The following is an 18,016-nucleotide window of genomic DNA, read 5'->3' on the forward strand; positions in this document are numbered from 1 at the left end:
GTTACTGACTGTGAGGTGCCTTTTGATACAGACGACACTGAAATGGAGTCTACGTAACCCCAACTGCCGTATCCGCTGCCCGTGTCTTTTCGGTAGAACAGCGCAGTCTTATCGGCTATATCGGAGTTGTCGGTCCACTGTATTGTGATAGAGCCTCCGTCAGGCCGACTCACGCTCGGGTTGTGCGGCGGCACGGGCGTCGTGTAGACCGTATCACTGTACGTCCACGGTGACTCCGAAGAAGACCCAACTGCCCGCACCCTAAATTCGAACGCCGAATCAATCCCAACTTGAGAAGCATACGGAGCATCGCTACTCGGACCGTATGAGTGGGTTTGAGGGTCACTCGTATATGCCGGACTGCTCGGTCCACCAGATGGGGATACCCAATCCCCTCCATCTCGTCGTATCTCCACGTCGAAATAGTCAATCGAGACAGTAGACGTGTCCGCGTCAATCTCCACATCAAGCTGATCGTCAGCAACATACGTTGCCGATACAGCGGGTGGATTCGGAGCGACAGTCCACGATAATACGATTTCACCAGCGGTAGTATTGCCTCCACGTTGGTTTGTGCTGACTGATTCCAGACCCCCCGTATAATTACTCCCGCCGCCACCCCCAGTTGCAGCACCGTTATTACTATCAATAGCCCCATCCCCACCAGCACCTCCGTAGTACCCACCACCACCACCGCCACCAGCGGCTGCTTCACCACCACTCGTAGCAACTCTTGCATCGCCACCTGCTGCCAGTGACCCGTTGTGGGAACTATGGTTCGGGAGCGTGCCACCAGTCGTTTGTGTCCCCCCTCCCGCGCCAGATGCGGTAACAGTATTATTGTCTATATCGGTCGTTGACTCGCCAGTATTGGCTCCGCCCGCTGCACCATTTCCGCGGGCTCGATTGACAGCAGGACTGACGCCAGACCCACCGCCGCCGCCAGCAGCAACTGCAATACGGTCTTCGATAGCGGCCCCATTCTGGCGGATGTCGCTACTGCCGCCGCCACCGCCGCTGTTGAAGTATCCACTCCATCCATTACCGCCGTCAGGCCAACCACCACTTGGCTGACCGCCTTGACCGCCCACATAGAGGTAGAGCGTTTCGCCGGGTGTAACCGAGAATGAGCCTACAACAACGCCTCCCTCACCCCCCCGTGGAGAAGGCATCGTTACCCGCTCCACCGCGCAGTTCTGCGGTTACGTTATAGACATTATCGGGAACTGTCCATGTTTGTTCGGAGCCAGTATATGAGAAGGTCTCCGTGGGCATTACCGCCGCACCTCCTCACGAGCGATCAACCCAAGCGACGCATTGGGGCGCCGAACTGACCCACCAGCAATCCCATCGAGGAGATCACGCAACCCCGGCGGGGTCGCCGCCTCGATGCTCGCGGGGACGAGGAACTGGATCGTACTGCGGCCACGCCGCCCCAGCGCATTCAGCGCGAAGACGCCCTCCGATGGGTGCGAGAATTCGAGCTGCGCCTCGATGCGAATTGGGCTGACGTGCGTGATGTCGACGTCGCGTAGACTCCACTCTGAGTCTGGGAGGCTGACTGGGTTCCACGTTTTGTTGGTGGGGTTGTAGGTTTCGGCGGTGATGCCGGCTTGTTCGTCGAGCCGTAGTCGGAGTCGGCCCGTATCAATCACGGGGACGCCCGAGAACTCATGCGACGTGGCAAATACCCATTGCCAGGAGTTCACGCCCTCACTGTCGATCTTCGCCCGGTTGTGGTCGTCCCAGAGGACGACATCACACTGCCCACCGGCCTCATACGAGACATCATAGACGAGCTCGGGCTTCGCGAGATCAACCCCACGAGCATCAACAAGATCGACATCGGCTTGACTTCCCTCACACGCGACCGTCTCCACCACAGACACCGGCTCACGCGCCTGCGTCTCGCGACTAAACCACGTGCGCTTGCTCGCCACGCTGGGGATCGCGACCAACGCGGTCGTCTCGTTGCCGTAGTCGTTGCGGTGGACTGGCTGCGGGGAGACCTCCAAACTGCGGCGATGACTCTGGCGCGTCCCCTCCCGCGTCAGCCGACCGTCGAAGTCCTGCACAGAGTCCCGCCGCGGGTCGTTCCGCCCGACGTCCATGTTCGACAGCGCGTAGTACCCCGTTTCCCGGAGTCGGCCATCTTGAGCGTAGTACGCGACCGCCTCAAACGAGTTGTCGGGGCCGAACAACTCCTCGAGTTCCTCGGCCATCAGTTCGGCGTATTTGCCGCGGTACTGGCCGACGAGTGTGTATTCGCCGGGGTCGCCGCCGAGGTCTTCGACGCTGCTGCCGCTGTCGAGGTTCGCGAGTTTCGAGAGTTGGCGGCGCTGCTGGCTGCTGGTGCGGGTCTGTGCTTGCTCGGGGATGGCTTGCCGGTAGAGGTAGGTGTCACTCATAGTGGTTAGGTGATGAGGCGGAGTGCGGCGTCCTGGATGTCGCGGAGGTTCGCCGCCGACGCGAGCGTGAGGGTGCCCGTGATGTGGCTGCCGTCCTCGGCGACCTGCCGGATTTGGGGTTCCTCGAACACGACCTCGACGGGGTCGTAGACGCCGTCGTCGTAGTGCTGGCCGTACTCAAGTAGTGCGGGGTTCTCGGAGTCGATGGTGGATTGCTCGAGCCAATACGTGAGGCACTCGAGTTGGGAGTAGGCGTCCATGCCCGAGGCGCTGGTTTTCGTATGCACGCTGGGGTCGGGGGTGTCGCCCCACTGCAGGAGGTTGCCGTCCTCGTCGCTGGCGCCCTCCCATTTCTTGAGTTCGAGGTTGTACATCATCGTCCCGCCACCGGCATCCAGGTAGACGCCTTTTCGCTTGGAGTCTTCGCCGTCGCCGGCGAGTTGGCCGAGGACGGCGTTGACCGTTGAGCCGCGGCCGCCGACGACGTACCCCGTCCTGAGCGAGGGCGCGATTGACGTCGCCCAGAATTCGAAGATACCGGTGCCGAGGCTGCTGTCGATTGTGATTGTAACTGTCTGTTTGGCGTCTGGCATCTCGTGTATGGAAACGGGTTGGCCCCGGTGGTGGGGGAATGATTATTTGTAAGCGATTCGAACCGACCGCGTATGAACCGACGCCGCTTCCTCGCGACCACCGGCACTGCTGGCCTCCTCGGGCTCGCTGGCTGCAGTAGTCTCCCCGGAATGAACTCCTGCTCAGGCACACCAGAGTACGACTACGAATGGCAAGCGGAGGGCTTCGTCGGACGCGGCTTCGAGCCAACGATAATCCTCACAGGGAGGATCGAAAGCCAGTCAGACAACTGCAGTCTGGACGAAGTCGAAGTGACCGCCGACGTCCTCGACTCCAGTGGGTCCGAGATCATGTCAAAGTCCACTATCGTCCGCCAAATCGCTCCGCGAGATGAAGAGAAGTTCATCATCTGGTTCTATCCGAGCCAGAATGAGGTAGACCGCGTCGATGGCTATCATGTGTCGGCGGAGGTTCCGGACTCGGACTAGAGCCGGCTTGGCATCTCCTCGCGAAGCTGCGTGAGCACCTCGTGTTTGATATCCGGCGCAATACTATCCATCTCCCCACGGATCGCATCCTCAAGCGCTCGCCCACTCTCGATCTGTGCACGGATCTCCTGGACCTGCACATCAACGCGCGTCTCCGAGCCCGACGTCGACCCCGACTGCTGGCGGTCACGGATCGTATCCTTGCGTTGGCTTGCCCGCCACGCACGATCCCCAGAGTCGTAGGCGCTGGCGCCGGACGTCTGGCTAGGGCCCTGACTGGGATCGTAGTCGCCGTACGTCGCGCCGAGCCTCGACGACTTCTGCTGGGACCCGGGCGTGTTCGCGGACTGCGGCTGATCCGTCGAGTCACCTGGTGCATCACCCCATGACGGGTCGTTGGTTCCGCCACCGCCGCCACTCCCGGGGAGGATGCCAGACCAGAAGCCATCCGGTGGGCTCAGGTCGAACCCCCAGAGGTCATCCGGTGGACTGAGGTCGACGCCCCACAAGTCCTGTGGCGGGCTAAGATCGACGCCCCAGAGATCATTCGGTGGACTGAGGTCGACCCCCCAGAGGTCGTCGGGCGGGCTCAAATCAACATTCTCCCACATCCCAGACAACCCCTGCCATTCGGGCGGTTCCCAGTCGATTCGACTGCCAACTGTATGCTCGACCATCCCCGGCAGTCCACTACTGACGTTCTCCTTCACTCCCTCCGCGTCTTCGCCAACGTACTGGTCGGCTAGGAACGCCGAGCCGCCGATGCCGAGCCCGGCGATGCCTGCCGTACCCAGACTCGCGCCGCCCAAAACCGACGCGGCGAGCCCGCCACCGCCACCGGTGAGCGCGCTCCCGATGGCGACACCGCTCGTCCCGTCGAGCAGCCCGCCGCTGCTCTCACTACCACCGCCGAAGCCGCCCGACGTCCCGATCTTCTCAAGTTCCTGGTGGATGTCGTGGAGGATGTCTGTCTGGTCGCCGAGCTCGTCGAGGGCGCCGGCACCGCCAGCAAGACTCGCCGTCGACCCACTACTGCCGGGGCCGCCTTGGGCTGCGTCGACGTCGATGGTGACGTCCCCGATTGATTGCTCGAGGTCTCGCTTCGCTTCTCGTTTCTCGCGGTCCGGAATGCGAATGCCGGACTCAATAGTGAAATCCGTCATGACTGATAGTCCCGTAGCGGGTTGCTGAACTGGATGTGCTGGCTGAAGTGCATGATGTCGCTCTCACTCCACTCACGGACTTCCCGCGGGTCATGGCCTGCCTGAATTGCTGCCATGATGCCGTGCCGGAGGATGGCTTCGTGGCTCGGGTTCATCGCCTCCCCGGCAGCCAACCGGCGCGTTACGACAAATTTTCGCTACTCAGGTCATTCAGGTCGGTGAGTTCGTCGTCGAGGAAGTCCTGCACCGCCGGTGGGAGTGCGCCCGTCACCCGCGCGGCCTCCTCAAGATCTTCGCTGCCGTTGAGCCATGGCGCCGCCTGGAGGGCGGCGGCGAGCAGCCAGATGCGGGACTCCATCCCGCCGACGTCGCCCATCGTCGAGGACTGCATCTCGTCGAGCGCCCGGGCGCGTGTGGTCGCCGTGAACGCCTCCATGGTGATCGTGGCGTCCTCACCGAACTCTCCAATCGCCCAGTTGAGCGCGCGCTGTTTGCCCGCCGCATCCTCACGCTCCGACCGAGCATCCCGGAGCGCGGACTCCTGCGCGTCCTCGTCATCCTCGAGTTCGTCAACGCGTGCCTCGGCGTCGGCGAGCTCGGACTCGACGTCACCCTTGGCTTCTTCGAGCGTGAACGTTCTCGTGGGCGGGTAGTCGAAGTCAGTCATACTGCCGGATCACTCCCCGTTACCGAGTGCCCGAGGAAGTTCACGGACTCCTGGAGGTCGTTGTCGGGGTTCACGAGGTCCTGCCAGTTGTACGTGTCCGGCGCGACGCCAGCGATGTCGTAGCTCGCGACCTCACTGCCGGCGACGTCGAACGTGAGTGACGCCGATACTTCGCCGACGTCCTGCTGGACGCTGGTTGCGCCACTGGAGCCGAGTGCGAGCGAGTACTGTTCGGGGCCGTCGTAGATGCTTGTGATGTCCACGGAGGTGGAGACGTTCCCGGTGACCGCGTCGACGGGCTTCTGGCTCGGCCCGAGCTGCAGTCGGGAGATGTTCTCGAAGCTCAGGGTCGCGGACTGCAGTTTCGTCATCGCGACGCCGTTGATGGTGAGGCTGGCGCCATGCCCGGGGACTTCGTCCCCCGTCTTCGAGATCGTGCCCGCGGTCAGGCTCGTGTTCTTGACCTCGTCGCCGTACGCGCCGGTCACGGTGACGCGAACCGTCTCGGTCGGGCCGTTGTACTGTATTTGGACGCTGGCTGGCGCCCAGCCTTTCAGCTGGCGTTCGGTCGTCGCGCTGCTGTAGTCGACGCCGAGGTAGACCTCCGCAGAGTTCGCGAGCCCACTCGTGAAGCCGGTGTTCCCGTCGTTGAAGATGAGGCGGTGGAACTCGTCGTTGGTGAGGATCCAGGAGATCGAGAGTTGCCCCTCGAGGTTCTGCGCGAGGAGCGCCTGCGTCTCTGGGTCGTTGGGTGCGTAGATTTCGAGGAGGTTCCGGGAGAGTTCGGCGTCCTCGACTTGGATGTTGCTGCCGGGTTCTCGGTAGGTTGGGTCGGTTGCGGTGCCGCCGAGGTAGCTGGTTTCGGGCGCCCACGCGACGCTTGCTGCGCCGGCGCCGGTCATCGGTTGATACCTCTACTCGTAGGTGTGGTTGCGTAACTCATGGTTTCCTTACAGTTCTTCGTAGCCGTCGAAAACGACATCCCAGTCCGCGCGGTAGAAGTCCGCGTACTGCTGGCTGGTGTTCGCCTCGTTCTGCAGCTCGAGGTCCGTGTAGTACACACTCGGGTCGGGGCCCGCGTCGGGCCACGTGCGCTCGCTCCAGAGCGCGTCCTTCAGCCGGTTCACGAGCCCGTCGGTCCCGTTGTCGAACGGGATGCCCTCGTCTCCGCTGGGGTCGATGTGGCCGTACGAGCCCTGAGAGGTAAGCCCCGTGACGCGGACGCCAACGACGACCTCCCGGCTGGCGTCGTACTCGGTGCCGACCGGGTCGCGGACAGTGTCGACGTGGGTAGCGCCGACAAACGCTGCCTTCTCGAGGTCACCCCGAATGGATTGGACGTCCTGTTCGAGGATGCGGGACTCGTCGCGATTCACGCGCTCGAGTTGCACGGGGTCGCCGCTCTCGAGCGTGTACTGGTTGGCGACGTCGTCGACAACCGACGCGAACTGAGAGAGGACCCAGTCGAGTTCCGCGGTCATCGCTTGGCCTCCCCGGGATAGAACTCCCAGAAGTGCCAGACGACGTCGTCCACGCCCTCGTACCCCCAGAACGCAAACGAGATCGGGACGAGGAGTGCGTGATACGCGCCGGCAAGCAGCCAGTACGCGAGGACGTGCAGCCAGCCGAGCGGCCGCGGTCGAGTGGTTGGTTGTGTCATGTTTGTGCTACCTCCCGGCGGAGCCAATGCAGACTATCCCGGACCCAGCGGGCTTCGGGGATGCCGCCGGTCTCCGAGCCCCACTGGACTTCGTCGGTCTGAATCCACTGGTCCTTCGCGGCCCAGTAGAAATGCAGGGGGTCGCCGCGGATCGTGTGTGGCGGGACGCCGAACTCCCAGAGGCCAGCGGCGACGTGCCCCCACGACCACTCGATAGTGAGACCACGCTGGCTGCGCTCGACGGTGACGCCCTGGAAGCTGTCTTCGACGGGGTCGTAGGCGTAGCCGCCCTGCGCGGAGGCGTAGCTTGCGAGCGCGTCGTGGGCCTCACCAACCGTCTGCGAGATGAGGTTGCCCTGCGAGCCGACCAACGCGGACTCCGCGCTGTCGAGGAACGCTTGGCGCGCACTGTCGCTCGCAGCGTCAGGTACGGAGACGTCCAACTGGGCGCCGAGTGGGTCGGTCTGGAGTTCGAGGGAAAAGTCGATGGTGACTGTCGCCGCAGGATTCCCTTCTGGCATGTGGGGGTCACTGTTCCTCCGTGCGTGGATCCTCGCTGGGCGTCTCCGAGACACGAGCCCGATACAGCCACCGTGGGTCGCCGTCGGTGCTGCGGTCCCGCCACGCATGGTACAGCCACGTCCCGAGGACAACGCCGACGACCGACGTCAAGAAGTCGACCAGTGGCGTCATTTGTACACCTCGAGGAGTTCGTCCGCCTGTTCGCGCAACTCGCTGGCTTTCGATTCGGCGCCGTAGACCTCCGAGTTGTCGGGGATGGAGAACGACGGGCTTTCAGTCAGGTCCGCGGCCGCCCTGAAGGCGACCGCGCGCCGGACGTTCTCGGGAATCCCCTCGTGGCCGTAACTCCACTCGAGGTAGACGGCGTTCGCGAAACTGTCGAGGACGTACTCGTCGTCCTCCTCGGGCTTGAGGAGGTTCGTGGTGTCGAGGTACAACCGCGACCAGCCGCCGTTGTTCACGCGGAGGTAGTAATCCTCCCCCGATGGCGGCCACGAGCCCTCACTGTAGCCCTCGGACGCGGCCCAGTCCTCGTAGGTGCCATCCTCCTGGCGGACGTGCAACGCCGAGAGGGACTCGGCATCCCGCCGCGCCAGCGTGATCTTCGCATACGTCCCCTGACTCGTCTTCGGCACAGGGCCATCCTCGTCGACGATGAACGCCGAGGCGGTCGGGATGTCCTCCTCGTCGTTCCGCGTCTTCGGCGACGTCGGGATGTCGATCTCGGTGGCCTCGGTGAGGATCTGGTCGCCTTCTTGGGCGTACCAGTGTCGCTTCAGTTCCTTCTCCACTGGTTCCGTCTGCGCGGTGATCGCCTTCACCGCTATCGCTGGGTCTTGGCTGACATCACCCGGGAGGTCGGCGGCGTTGAGTGCTTTCCGGAGGTCTTCGAGCGTGCAGTACCCCGTGTTTGGCATTCTGGGTTACCTCGGGTTGTTCCGCACTTCGACACTGTACGTGCAGCCATTGCTCGACGTCACCTGGACGCCCTCGCACTGCGGCAGGTCGACCGTGTACGACTGCACCTCACTGAGCGTCCGCGAGTCCTCCTCGTAGGTCGCCGCGTCGCCGTCAAACGCGACCGTGAGCGTGTCGTCGGTGTTTCCTTCGAGGTCCTCGAGGTTGATGCAGACGACGGGCGTGTGGTACCCGGCGCCGGGGAACGTCCATCCGACTGCCTCGCCAGCGGTAAGGCTCTTGGAGTCGGCGAGAACCGCACTCGCGTGCCATGGGGGCATCGGTTATCCCTCCAGTTCCGCGCGGCGTTCGCCGACAGCATCCTCGACGGTGACGTACTCAGTCGCGTCACCGACTTCGTCCAGGTGGCCATCCGCCTCGCCCGCTTCGACGGCGTCGACGATGTCGGCGGCGTCCCGGTCGAGGAACGCCTCGGCGTCGAACCCGGACTCCTCGTCGACATCCTCGGACTCAGGTTCGCTGGTGTCCTCGTCCGGCGCGTCGCCGCCGGTCTCGTCCGTTTCCGAGACGATCTCGAAGTCGTTGCGCTCGTCGAGGTACTCGGCGAGGTCGTCGTTGACGTCCTGGGTGTCGCCGGGGTCGAAGCCGACGCCGGCGACGCGGTAGTGGCCGCCTCCGGTGTAAGTGACTTCAGGCATCCACTCTCACCAGAGTTAGGCCGTCGCGACGTTGTCGATGAGCACTGCGCCCTCTTCGTCCTCGACCTGGAAGTCGTCGCGGGTCCGCATGAAGTACCGCGCGAACAGGTCGTTCTCCGCGGTCTTGTCCGTCTGGTCGAGCACCTCGACCTCGGTCTGCCGCCAAATGCCGTAGATGAGGTTCTCCGGGTACGTGAACAGCGCCGTCCCCTGCGGCCAGCCGGCGAACCCGTAGACGTCGTAGTTGAACGGCGTCAGATCCTCGTCGCTGAAGATGACCGCGGCGCCGAGCGGATCCTCGCGCTGCGTGAGGTCGTACTCCCACTCCTCGATCTGGGAGAGGTTCATCATGTAGACCGGCTCCTGAACCTCCGCACTGCGCTTGAACTTGTTCGGCAGCGCAGCCCGCGCCTCGTGGAACAGCGACGTGTCGATGGCGCCGCCAGCGTGGTCGTACGTGTTCGTATCCGGCCGGTCGTTGAGAATCTTCAGCCAGCCGTCGTTCTGCGTGAGGAACGCCTGGCTGTCCCCACCCGACGTGTCGGCGGTGTCGCCGTTGATGCCGAGGTCCTGCGTGTCGACGGACCACTGGTTGCTCATCTTGTCGAGCACGATCTCGTCGACCTGGCCGATGGTGTCCTCGACAGTCTCCCGGGGCAGGTCCCAGTCCAGAACGCCCTTTTCGGCGTCCATCTGGATGCCGTCCGTGTTCACCTCCGCACTGCCGCCAGAGGTACCTTCCTGAGTGCCGGCGCCGCGCCGCATGCGTTCGCCGACGCCGATGCGTGCGAGCTCCATCTTCGGCCGCGGCAGCACCTCGGTACGGCACATGTTGAGGAGCTGGCTGGTGTCCTGGATGCGCTGGTACCAGTCCTCGAAGAGGTCCCGCGGCATCACACCGCCCGAGAGATCCCCGGGGGCGATGTCCTTCAGTGCTTCTTCGTTCTGCTTCCGCACGCCCGTCATGCCCGCGTAGTTCTGCTGAGTACTCATGGTCTACCGACCTCCGCGGCCGCCGCTGTTTGCGAGTTCATGCATCTTCGACTCGGGCGTGAAGAACGCCGCCCGCTCGTCGACACCGCCCTCTCCAGCACCGCTCTTCTCCGTCCCGGTGAGCTGCTGGCTCTCGGTCGCGCCGGTCTGCTTGGAGATGTTGTCGATGCGCTCGGACTGCTTGTCGACGTCCTCCTTCAGTTCCTTCGCCCACTCCGGGGCGTCCTCGAAGGCATCCGTCTCCCCGTTGGCGTCCTTCTCGCTGCCCTCCGCGAGGACGTCGTCGATTCGCTTGCTCTGTTCGTTGATCTGTTCCTGCAGTTCCTTGGCCCACTCGGGGGGCTCGCTGTCGCTCATGGTTGTGTTGTCATCCGAGGTATCGCCCTCGGAGGCGTACTTCTCAGACTGTTCGACCGCCTTCCGGCGGATGCGTTGCGCCTCTGCTGCGAAGCCGTCGGTCGGACTCTCCACCGAGTCCAGTGACTCGATGTCGTTGCCGGTGGCCTGCTGGAGGTCCTCGACACTCCCGTAAATCGAGACGTGCGGGTCCTCGAGTGCGTCCGGGAACGCGTCCCGGCGCCAGTCGACGTAGACGTCGTGTTCGGGGAAGTCGACGCCCATGCCGAGCAGGTCGCCGTTGTAGTCCGTGTCGTCGTCCTCGCTGGCAGTGATGCGGAAGACGTCGACACCGACAGTGTCCTCCTTGGACACGTGGGCCGCGTCCCGGCTGGGCGAACTGGCGCCCTTCGCTGCCGTCGCCCCGCCCTGGAGCGTGCTCGGGGAGGTACCCCAGCCGTTGGTGAGGGTGTTGAGGAACGACTTTGCGGCGCTCGTCAGGCTCTTCTCGCCGGGTTCACCGGCACCCTCGACGTTCACCGCACGACTGAGGACATCCCAGAGTCGTTCAGCCTCGGTCTCGGTATGGCCACGCTCCATCGCCTCCTCGATGAACGCGCTCCGGTTCCCGAGGTGGTCGGCGAGCCGCTTCTCCGCGGTCGCCGCCCGTGCCTTCGACGCCTCCAGGATGCGGGCGTCTGGGACTGCGGGGACGTCGACGGCGGAGACCTCGCGGATGAGGCCGTCGGTGAGCTCCCAGTACTCCTCGACATCCACCTCGTCGGGAACGGAGACCTCCTCGGGGAGGTCGTCGGGGTCGTCGCCAGTGGGCTCCCAGACGACGTCGACGGCGCCGATGGAGTGGCCGTCGAGGATACCGTCCTCGACGAGGCTCCAGAGTTCGTCGTCGTTGTACGACCACTCCTGGACCCAGGCACCCTCATCGACGCTCTGGCCGCCGATCTCCTCCGCGGTGTCGAGGACCTCGTTGCGTTCGAGGGTCATCCACTCCGAGGGCCAGACGGCGTGCATGACGCCGCCGTCGGCTTCGCCGGCGTCGACAAACGCGTCGAACTGCGTGGCGAACGCCTCGATCGTCTCGGGGCGTTCCCAGTCGCCGTGGTGGTCGACCGTGTAGGGGACCATCACGACGCCAGTTGCCGTCTGCTCGTCGGCGTCCTTCTGGATGTAGTCGACGCGCTTCTCGTACTGTTCGCCTCGCTGCTCGGTCATGAGTCAGTCCTCCTCGTTGCTGTCGTCGGCGGCTTTCTGCGCGGTCTCGGTGTCAGCGAGGCCGCGCTTCTCGCCGCGCTCTCGGCTCTTGTTCTCAGACATCGGTCGAAAACAGGGTGCCGGCCCCGACGGCCGGCTGAAGTCCCCGGCGTGGAATCGAACCACGCCTCGACCACTCGGGGATAACTGGTTAGATGTCGCTCGGGATGTCGTCCGGGACGTCCTCCGGGTCGGGTGTCGGCCCCGACGGGAGGCGGTCGTGGAAGTTCGTCACCTCCAGGTAGGGATACTCGAGGCGGATGTTCGAGTAGTGGTAGCTGCCGTGACTCCCCGCGCTGTTCAACGCCGCCCACACCGACTGGGGGACGTCGACGTAGACGTACAGGGAGTTCTGGCCATCCGGCCGCTGAAACGACAGGTAGAGCTCCTGCGCCTCGAAGTCGTAGAGGCCTTCGTCGAGATTACTGGAGCTGAACGAGGTTTGCTCGATCGCGTCCTTTGTCTCCAGTTGGCTCTCGACGACACTCCACTCGCGCTCCCCGATCTTCCGGTCCTCCGGGGGCGCGTCCACCGCACGCGACGCCTCCGTCTCCCCACCACCACCGCCGCCGCCACTGTCGCCGGCGACGTCGGCTTCGTACTCCGCGAGGGTCATGTCGCCGTACTCCTCGTTCGGCGGCAGCCCGAGCTCCTCGAGCGTCTGGTTGACCGTTGGCACACCACTCAGGCGGTACGAGCGCACGCGACGCTCGGTGAGCTGTGCTTCCTCCTTCGGGTTGTTCGCGCCGCGGAGCTCGAAGTCGATCGTCCAGTCATCAACCCCGAGCGCGGTCTGGTGGAGGATCTTGTACAGCCGCGCTTCGAACTTCGCCTGCTCCGGCGCGATGACACCCTCCGCGAACTCCTGAACTTGCGCCTCAGAGTTCGACCGGTTGCTCGTGCCGGTGACGTTGATGAGGATCGGGGGGACCTCGTGGACCTTCGCAATCTCGTGCTCGTTCCGTTCGCGGAACGCCTGGAACTCCATGTCGTTGGAATCCGTCGCCCCGAGCGCCTCGAACTCGATCTCGACATCGCTCGGGTCGCCCTCCTTGAGGGGGTTGTCGTCTTCGAACTCGAAGCCCTCGACCTCGAGGATGGCCGTCCGGTACCGTTCACCCTTGAGGTTCTCCTGGAGGTCACGGAGTTCGTCCTTCGAGTCCTCGGTGAGCTTGCCGCCGTAGACTTTGACGGCGTAGTGGGGGATGCCGAGGTTGTCGAAGATGTCGTGGTTCCATTCCTGCGCGGCTTCGTCGGCGGCCATCGTCCGCATCGCCGCGACGAAGTCCGGGATGCCGTAGTACAGACTGAGCGGACTGGGGTTCGGGACGAAGATGAGCTCGTTCGCCGGCCCGTTCTCAAGGTCGTCCGCCGAGGAGGCGACGTTGCCGTTCTCCTTGTCGACGAACGTCGGATCCTCGCCGTATCGGTCGCCGGCTTCTCCGAAGTACCGCCGGCGGCCCTGCCGGATTTGGACGTAGCCGTGCCCCGACTGAATCGCCTCGACCTCCTCGCCGTCCTCAGTCTCAGTGGTGGTCGTGGTCTTCCGGACGCGAACGGTGGTCGCCGGCACGTGTGCGAGACCAACGGGGCCGCCTTCGCCGTTCACGAGAATCTCCAGGGCGGCCCAGCCGACACCGTGGTAGTCGAGCCGGGAGAGCTCAAGCACCTCTTCCGGCGTCGACGTCGCCGTCCCCTCAGGACCGAGCTGCCACCTGGAGTCCGAGCCGCGCCAGAAGTCCTCGACCGTCTGGTAGGCGTCGCCCTCTGGGTCGGGGTCGTCCGCGCTCTGGTGGGGGACGATGTCGAAGCCGTACCCGACTTCGTAGCGGGCTTTCATGCGGAGGCACGCTTGGTGGGTCTCGTTGAGTTCTTGGAACGCCGCGAGGGTCTCGGGGTTGTACGGCGGGACGATGCCGCGGCCGACGTCGGTCGCGATGCGGCGTTCGTCGAGTTGCGTGGTTTCGCGTGCTTTCTCCATCGCGCCCGTGTTGCCCTTGTCGAGGGAGGTGATGGACAGCGATACCTCACCGCCGCCGTCGTCAGCGTTGTCACTCATCTATAGGTAGCTCACTCCGTTGCTGTCATCGTCCTCGTCGACGTCGTCGTCGGCGCCGGCGAAGGCCAGCCGACGCATCCCCTGCTCGGCCATGTACCACGCCGCCACGAGGTCCGGCGTATGCCCCTGCAGCTTCCCGTCCTGGAGCTCCAAGCTCATCGCCGCCTGCACGAACTCCTCGCTCGGCTGATGACCACGGTAGAACTGGATCGCTCCATTCTCGACGAGCGTCCGCAGCCGCGGGATGCCGTTCTCCCACGAGTGCTTCTTCCCGCTGGTAGAGATGCCCGTGACCTTCGCGGCCAGCTGCGGGCTGAACTCGATGGCATCGTTGACGACGTACTGCTGCATCCCGTTGTCCTCGATGACGATGACCGCCGGGTCGTACCGCCGGTCGTACTCCGCCAGTTGGGCCTTAATCTGACTGGGCTGTAGACCCTGCTCGGCGCGGGCGTCCAGGAGCGTCCGCGTGCCGTCAGCCTTCGCGCGGAAGACGACGAACGCCGCATCGTCACCGGTCGGCGACTGTGCCGGGTCGTGCGCGACGACGATCGCCTCCCGCTCGCCGGCGCGGTACTTCGCCGGTGGACTCGAGCCACGGATGCTGCAGCCGCCGTCCTCGACGCGCTGGTTGACGTCGTCCGCGTTGATGAGGTTCCCACTGGCACCGCGAATCGTCAGGGTGTATTCGCGCCAGAAGAGGTGGTCAGCCATCTTCGACCGCTTATCACGGAGCCACTCGGGGCCACGGGCGTCCGGCCAGAGGACCTGGAGGGTACCGTTGCTCCACGGGTTCTGGACTTCCGTGTAGTAGTCGGGGTCGGGGCGGCGCTCTTGGTGGTCGTCGTCCTCTCCATACTCCGAGTCCCAGACGTCGAGGATCGCGGGATACTCCCGGAGCGCGTACCCCTGGTAGTCGCGGTAGTGCGACCAGATGTCGTCCGGGCGCTTGCGGGTGCCGACCATGATGGTGCGGCCGTCGTCTTTGACCATCGGCTGGGCGACGCCGTCCACCCAGTTGATGACCTCTGACGTCGAGCCGTCGCCACGCTCCTTGATGATGTCGTCGTGCAGGAGTACGTGGGCGCGGGCGCCCTCGACCGCGCCGAACAGCCACGCGGTCGTCAGGGAGGCGTCGTGGTGGAACTCCTTGACCTTCTTCGAGTCCGTCTTCCGGGGCTTGTTCAGGTTGATCAGCCACGGGTTGCGTTCGATGAACTTGTTGAGCTCGCGGTCGGCTTTCTCGTAGGCCTGCTCTTGGGTGTTCATGCACCAGATCGCGCGGAACCCTGGCTTGTACTCGAGGCACGCGATCAGGTACGCGGTGATGATGGTCGTCTTCAGGCCGTCCCTGTGGCAGAGGAGTGCGAGGTCGCCGTCGGCGTCAGCTTCGCCGGCGATGTGGCGGAGCCACTGACTGTGGTGGTCGCCGAGCGGGCTCCACGGGTCGGGTTCCGAGCTCATGTAGCCCTCGGTGAGTTTGTTCGCGAACTCCAGCCAGCACCCGTGCTCGAACGGATTGTACGCGGCCCTGATTTCCGACCGGGAGAGCTCCACCTCGACGTCGTCGCCTCCCGTGTTCTGGGTACCACTCATCGGAACAACCACCCCTGGAGGCGGCACCACCGACTCGGGCACTCGAGGCCGTCGACGTAGACCATCGCGCCGGCGACGCCAGTCGACCGGACGAGGTCGCGGCCGCAGCGCTCACAGGTCTCACTCATCGCTGTCACCTGTGGGGCTGGTCGCCTCCCGGATCACTGCAGCCGCCTCCTCATCGAGCGACACCGACGTCTCCAGCTCGCCGTCGACGTCGAGGTTGATGTCCGTACTGTAGACGCCCATGACGTCGGCCTTCGCCTGCATGTGCTGGCTCATCTCTCCTCGAGAAGCCTGGCGCTGCGAGAGCTCCGGGACGTCGCGCGCCATGCCGACCATCTCCGTCGTGTATACTGGCTCGTCGTCGATCGGGTTGCGCGCGGGATACTGGTCGCCCGGTTTGATGGCTCGCGTCCCGTCTGTGAACCGAATGTAGAGGTCGCGCTCGTTGGCGTGCTCGGGCCAGTCCTCATCGCCGGGGTCGATGACCTCCCAGGCCGGCACCTCGATTGGTTCCGAGTCCGCCGGGAGCCGCCGCATCTCCGGCTTCACACGACGCACCGGCTCGTCCTCGACGGCCAGCTCGTCGTGGTCCTCCCGCGCCTGCTGGTACAACCGCTCGAAACGCTCCGCGGCCTGCAGCCGGACGTCAGCGTGCTCGGCCTCGATCATCTCCAGGACCTCCTCCTCTGGGTCCTCGTTGAGGTAGTCCCTGATCGTCGAGACCGTGAGGTCCGCGATACCCTCGGCCTCGAAGCGGTCCCGGACCTCCTTGGGGGAGAGGTTGTCGAGATAGTGCCACTTCAACGCGAGGTTGACGCGGCGGTCGCGGTTGGACATGGGGGTATGGGTGTCGCGTGGTGTCGCGACTGAAGTTATACTTTAAGTAGGGTGGCCGGTGGACGTCGACGTCCGAGGCGTCCGGGGTGGTTGTGTGTCAGTTCTCCGGAGAGGTGGCGTCGTCGACGGCGTCCTGAGCGGCCTCCGTCGCCTCACTCGCACGGCGCTGGAGATCATCCGCGTAAATCCAGACACCCGTCACGAGAACAGCGTACGCGACCCACCGCATGGTGGGGCCGCCCGCGATCACTGTCTCGACGGTTTTGGTGATGCCGAGCACCGGCAGGAGTGGACTCGAGGCGAGCTTCCGCGTGAGCGTGCGCACTCGCTGCTGTGGGAGTTTGGACGTACCGGGCATCGCTTACGAGAGCGGGATATGAGGGGTCGCCCATCCCACGAGCACGCCGAGCACCGAGCCGGTGACGACGCCGCCGAGCGCGTAGTGCGGTTCTTTCTTGATGTCCTGCCAGAGCCGGCGGCGTTGGCCGTTGGCCTCCTGGGCTTTGCCGTAGACCGCCGCGCCGTAGACCAGCGAGAGGAGTTGCTGCTGGCCGTGTGCGGTGGCGGCGAAGCCGGCGGCGATGCCGAGGCCGGCGGCGTGCGTCTCACTCTTGTAGCTGAAGGCGCCGTCGCGGTCGGTGCTGGCTTCGGTAGGTTGGCCGGCGGACTTGAGGAACGCGACGATGGCTTCGAGGAGGCTGGTCATGGGTCGTCCTGGTTGGAGAAGGTGACTGTGATGAGGTTCGCCACCTCGATCTCGTGGACCTCCCCGATGAACACGACGATGACGCTCACCCCGAAGACGGCAGCCTGCATCCAGGTGCCGTCGAAGGCTGTCATCGCGACGAACGTGGCCGCCATGAGGATGGCGTACACGAGACTCTTGATAGCTTTCCAGCGCTCGACAGGCATCCGTGTTTCACGCTCCAAGCGCTCGTTGTACTCGGCGAGTGTTTCGCGGCGATGTGGTAGAACCGACATGGTGCATCCGAAGACCTCGCTCGACCGTGACGCCGATGCCCACGTGATGGGGGCGAGGCAGAACAGCTGCGATGGTGGCGAGTGGGCGGGGTTGCACCGCGCCCCATGCGTGGACGCCGCGGTTGTCCCGCGGGGTGGTCCACGACGCAGACTCGGGGCCCAGTAGGATGCCACTCGACTAGCCCGTCGGACACCCGAGGGGCCGGTATGCGTGCGATACAGTCCCTCGCCTCCAGCCCCCGAGGGGGCTGTCCAAACCGGGTCATCGGGACTGAGTTACACTGGTGCCGTGATGTCGGACTCCGGAACCCGCCACGTCCCCGCACCAGGCACCTCCACAATCAGGACGTCCTCGGGGCCAGGACCGTACCGGGCTTCGGTGCCCACAGTGCCGACGACCTGGCCGGGGACCTCGCGGCCGGCGATCTCCGCGGTGACGATCGTCTCCTCAGAGAACTCAGGCATCACGATCACCAGCTTCAGCAGCGATGCCAACCGCGACCGGGAAGTCATACCCAGGGTCGTGCTGGTACTGCGCGTACAGGACGTCGACGAGCGCGTCGAAATCCACGTGACTGGAGTGCTGGCCTTCCTCGCGGAGTGACTCGAGTGTCGCGTGGAGGTGTTCGACGACGCCTTTGATGTCCGCGCCCTGGATGATGTCGTCGCGGTCCGCGTGGTTCGTCTGCCCGCACGTACAGACGAGGCCGATGCGCGTGGTCGTCGGGGACGGCCGTCGGGGCGTTCGACGCGGACCTCACCGCGGGTTGCGTGTTCGCTCCAGTGCTGGAAGCCGATGACCGACTCCGGGTCGATTGCCTTCCGGTAGACCGGCACTC

24 protein-coding genes and 1 pseudogene are annotated in these 18,016 nt (G+C 64.7%); 2 read left to right on the forward strand and 23 right to left on the reverse strand.

The features are described 5' to 3' along the window. Window positions 1–596 precede the first annotated feature (596 nt). The 3 genes and pseudogenes from GJ634_RS16875 to GJ634_RS04090 all read right to left on the reverse strand — a co-directional run. Window positions 597–1,172: pseudogene (locus GJ634_RS16875) on the reverse strand (glycine-rich protein); the annotation flags it as partial. Window positions 1,173–1,274: 102 nt separating this feature from the next. After that, window positions 1,275–2,408 (reverse strand): hypothetical protein, encoded by a 1,134-nt coding sequence (locus tag GJ634_RS04085; RefSeq protein ID WP_157500633.1) that lies wholly within the window; start codon window positions 2,406–2,408, stop codon window positions 1,275–1,277. A gap of 5 nt (window positions 2,409–2,413) precedes the next feature. Continuing rightward, window positions 2,414–3,001, reverse strand: a complete 588-nt coding sequence (locus GJ634_RS04090) for a hypothetical protein (protein WP_157500634.1) — start codon at window positions 2,999–3,001, stop codon at window positions 2,414–2,416. Between the two features lie 72 nt (window positions 3,002–3,073). Here GJ634_RS04090 and GJ634_RS04095 point away from each other — a divergent pair, with 72 nt between their 5' ends. Beyond that, window positions 3,074–3,469, forward strand: a complete 396-nt coding sequence (locus GJ634_RS04095) for a hypothetical protein (RefSeq protein WP_157500635.1) — start codon at window positions 3,074–3,076, stop codon at window positions 3,467–3,469. On the opposite strand, the gene GJ634_RS04100 is transcribed toward GJ634_RS04095, so the two are convergent. The 20 genes from GJ634_RS04100 to GJ634_RS04190 all read right to left on the reverse strand — a co-directional run bounded on the left by GJ634_RS04100 (window position 3,466) and on the right by GJ634_RS04190 (window position 17,642). After that, entirely contained in the window at window positions 3,466–4,632 is a 1,167-nt protein-coding gene (locus GJ634_RS04100) for a hypothetical protein (protein ID WP_157500636.1), read from the reverse strand. The genes GJ634_RS04095 and GJ634_RS04100 overlap by 4 nt on opposite strands. 181 nt (window positions 4,633–4,813) lie before the next feature. Next, window positions 4,814–5,299, reverse strand: a complete 486-nt coding sequence (locus GJ634_RS04105) for a hypothetical protein (protein WP_157500637.1) — start codon at window positions 5,297–5,299, stop codon at window positions 4,814–4,816. Next, on the reverse strand, window positions 5,296–6,201 hold the full coding sequence (locus GJ634_RS04110) for a hypothetical protein (RefSeq protein ID WP_157500638.1): 906 nt from the start codon (window positions 6,199–6,201) through the stop codon (window positions 5,296–5,298). Before GJ634_RS04110 ends, GJ634_RS04105 begins: the two co-directional genes overlap by 4 nt. 48 nt (window positions 6,202–6,249) lie before the next feature. Next, window positions 6,250–6,780 carry a hypothetical protein gene (locus tag GJ634_RS04115; protein WP_157500639.1) on the reverse strand — a complete coding sequence of 177 codons (531 nt, stop codon included), beginning with the start codon at window positions 6,778–6,780 and terminating at the stop codon, window positions 6,250–6,252. After that, the gene (locus GJ634_RS04120) at window positions 6,777–6,959 is read right to left on the reverse strand and encodes a hypothetical protein (RefSeq protein WP_157500640.1); all 183 of its coding nucleotides are present in this window, start codon (window positions 6,957–6,959) and stop codon (window positions 6,777–6,779) included. The genes GJ634_RS04115 and GJ634_RS04120 overlap by 4 nt, the downstream gene beginning before the upstream one ends. Further along, entirely contained in the window at window positions 6,956–7,480 is a 525-nt protein-coding gene (locus GJ634_RS04125; protein ID WP_157500641.1) for a hypothetical protein, read from the reverse strand. Before GJ634_RS04125 ends, GJ634_RS04120 begins: the two co-directional genes overlap by 4 nt. A gap of 7 nt (window positions 7,481–7,487) precedes the next feature. After that, complete coding sequence (locus tag GJ634_RS04130) at window positions 7,488–7,652, reverse strand: hypothetical protein (RefSeq protein WP_157500642.1); 165 nt, start codon at window positions 7,650–7,652, stop codon at window positions 7,488–7,490. Beyond that, entirely contained in the window at window positions 7,649–8,398 is a 750-nt protein-coding gene (locus GJ634_RS04135) for a hypothetical protein (RefSeq protein ID WP_157500643.1), read from the reverse strand. Before GJ634_RS04135 ends, GJ634_RS04130 begins: the two co-directional genes overlap by 4 nt. A 6-nt stretch (window positions 8,399–8,404) precedes the next feature. Continuing rightward, the gene (locus tag GJ634_RS04140) at window positions 8,405–8,719 is read right to left on the reverse strand and encodes a hypothetical protein (RefSeq protein ID WP_157500644.1); all 315 of its coding nucleotides are present in this window, start codon (window positions 8,717–8,719) and stop codon (window positions 8,405–8,407) included. 3 nt (window positions 8,720–8,722) lie between these two features. Then, entirely contained in the window at window positions 8,723–9,097 is a 375-nt protein-coding gene (locus tag GJ634_RS04145; RefSeq protein WP_157500645.1) for a hypothetical protein, read from the reverse strand. A 15-nt stretch (window positions 9,098–9,112) separates the two neighbouring features. Further along, a complete protein-coding gene (locus GJ634_RS04150) occupies window positions 9,113–10,090 on the reverse strand; it encodes a hypothetical protein (protein WP_157500646.1) in 978 nt (325 codons plus the stop codon). A 3-nt stretch (window positions 10,091–10,093) separates the two neighbouring features. Beyond that, window positions 10,094–11,659, reverse strand: coding sequence for an XkdF-like putative serine protease domain-containing protein (locus tag GJ634_RS15310; protein ID WP_197425388.1), 1,566 nt, complete (start codon window positions 11,657–11,659; stop codon window positions 10,094–10,096). A gap of 190 nt (window positions 11,660–11,849) precedes the next feature. Then, entirely contained in the window at window positions 11,850–13,757 is a 1,908-nt protein-coding gene (locus GJ634_RS04160) for a phage portal protein (protein WP_157500647.1), read from the reverse strand. Next, on the reverse strand, window positions 13,758–15,353 hold the full coding sequence (locus GJ634_RS04165; protein WP_157500648.1) for a hypothetical protein: 1,596 nt from the start codon (window positions 15,351–15,353) through the stop codon (window positions 13,758–13,760). Beyond that, entirely contained in the window at window positions 15,350–15,481 is a 132-nt protein-coding gene (locus tag GJ634_RS16385; protein WP_269449513.1) for a hypothetical protein, read from the reverse strand. The genes GJ634_RS04165 and GJ634_RS16385 overlap by 4 nt, the downstream gene beginning before the upstream one ends. Beyond that, window positions 15,474–16,196 (reverse strand): hypothetical protein, encoded by a 723-nt coding sequence (locus GJ634_RS04170; RefSeq protein ID WP_197425389.1) that lies wholly within the window; start codon window positions 16,194–16,196, stop codon window positions 15,474–15,476. The genes GJ634_RS16385 and GJ634_RS04170 overlap by 8 nt, the downstream gene beginning before the upstream one ends. A gap of 97 nt (window positions 16,197–16,293) precedes the next feature. After that, window positions 16,294–16,554, reverse strand: coding sequence for a hypothetical protein (locus GJ634_RS04175; protein ID WP_157500649.1), 261 nt, complete (start codon window positions 16,552–16,554; stop codon window positions 16,294–16,296). A gap of 3 nt (window positions 16,555–16,557) precedes the next feature. Further along, window positions 16,558–16,902, reverse strand: a complete 345-nt coding sequence (locus tag GJ634_RS04180; RefSeq protein WP_157500650.1) for a hypothetical protein — start codon at window positions 16,900–16,902, stop codon at window positions 16,558–16,560. Further along, window positions 16,899–17,177 carry a hypothetical protein gene (locus GJ634_RS04185; protein WP_157500651.1) on the reverse strand — a complete coding sequence of 93 codons (279 nt, stop codon included), beginning with the start codon at window positions 17,175–17,177 and terminating at the stop codon, window positions 16,899–16,901. The genes GJ634_RS04180 and GJ634_RS04185 overlap by 4 nt, the downstream gene beginning before the upstream one ends. Before the next feature lie 276 nt (window positions 17,178–17,453). Beyond that, window positions 17,454–17,642 carry a hypothetical protein gene (locus GJ634_RS04190; protein WP_157500652.1) on the reverse strand — a complete coding sequence of 63 codons (189 nt, stop codon included), beginning with the start codon at window positions 17,640–17,642 and terminating at the stop codon, window positions 17,454–17,456. Here GJ634_RS04190 and GJ634_RS04195 point away from each other — a divergent pair. Beyond that, a complete protein-coding gene (locus GJ634_RS04195) occupies window positions 17,611–17,781 on the forward strand; it encodes a hypothetical protein (protein WP_157500653.1) in 171 nt (56 codons plus the stop codon). The two genes, GJ634_RS04190 and GJ634_RS04195, sit on opposite strands and share 32 nt — an antisense overlap. Window positions 17,782–18,016: the final 235 nt, after the last annotated feature.

The organism is Halobacterium sp. CBA1126 (genome assembly GCF_009741975.1).
Classification (GTDB): Archaea; Halobacteriota; Halobacteria; order Halobacteriales; family Halobacteriaceae; genus Halobacterium.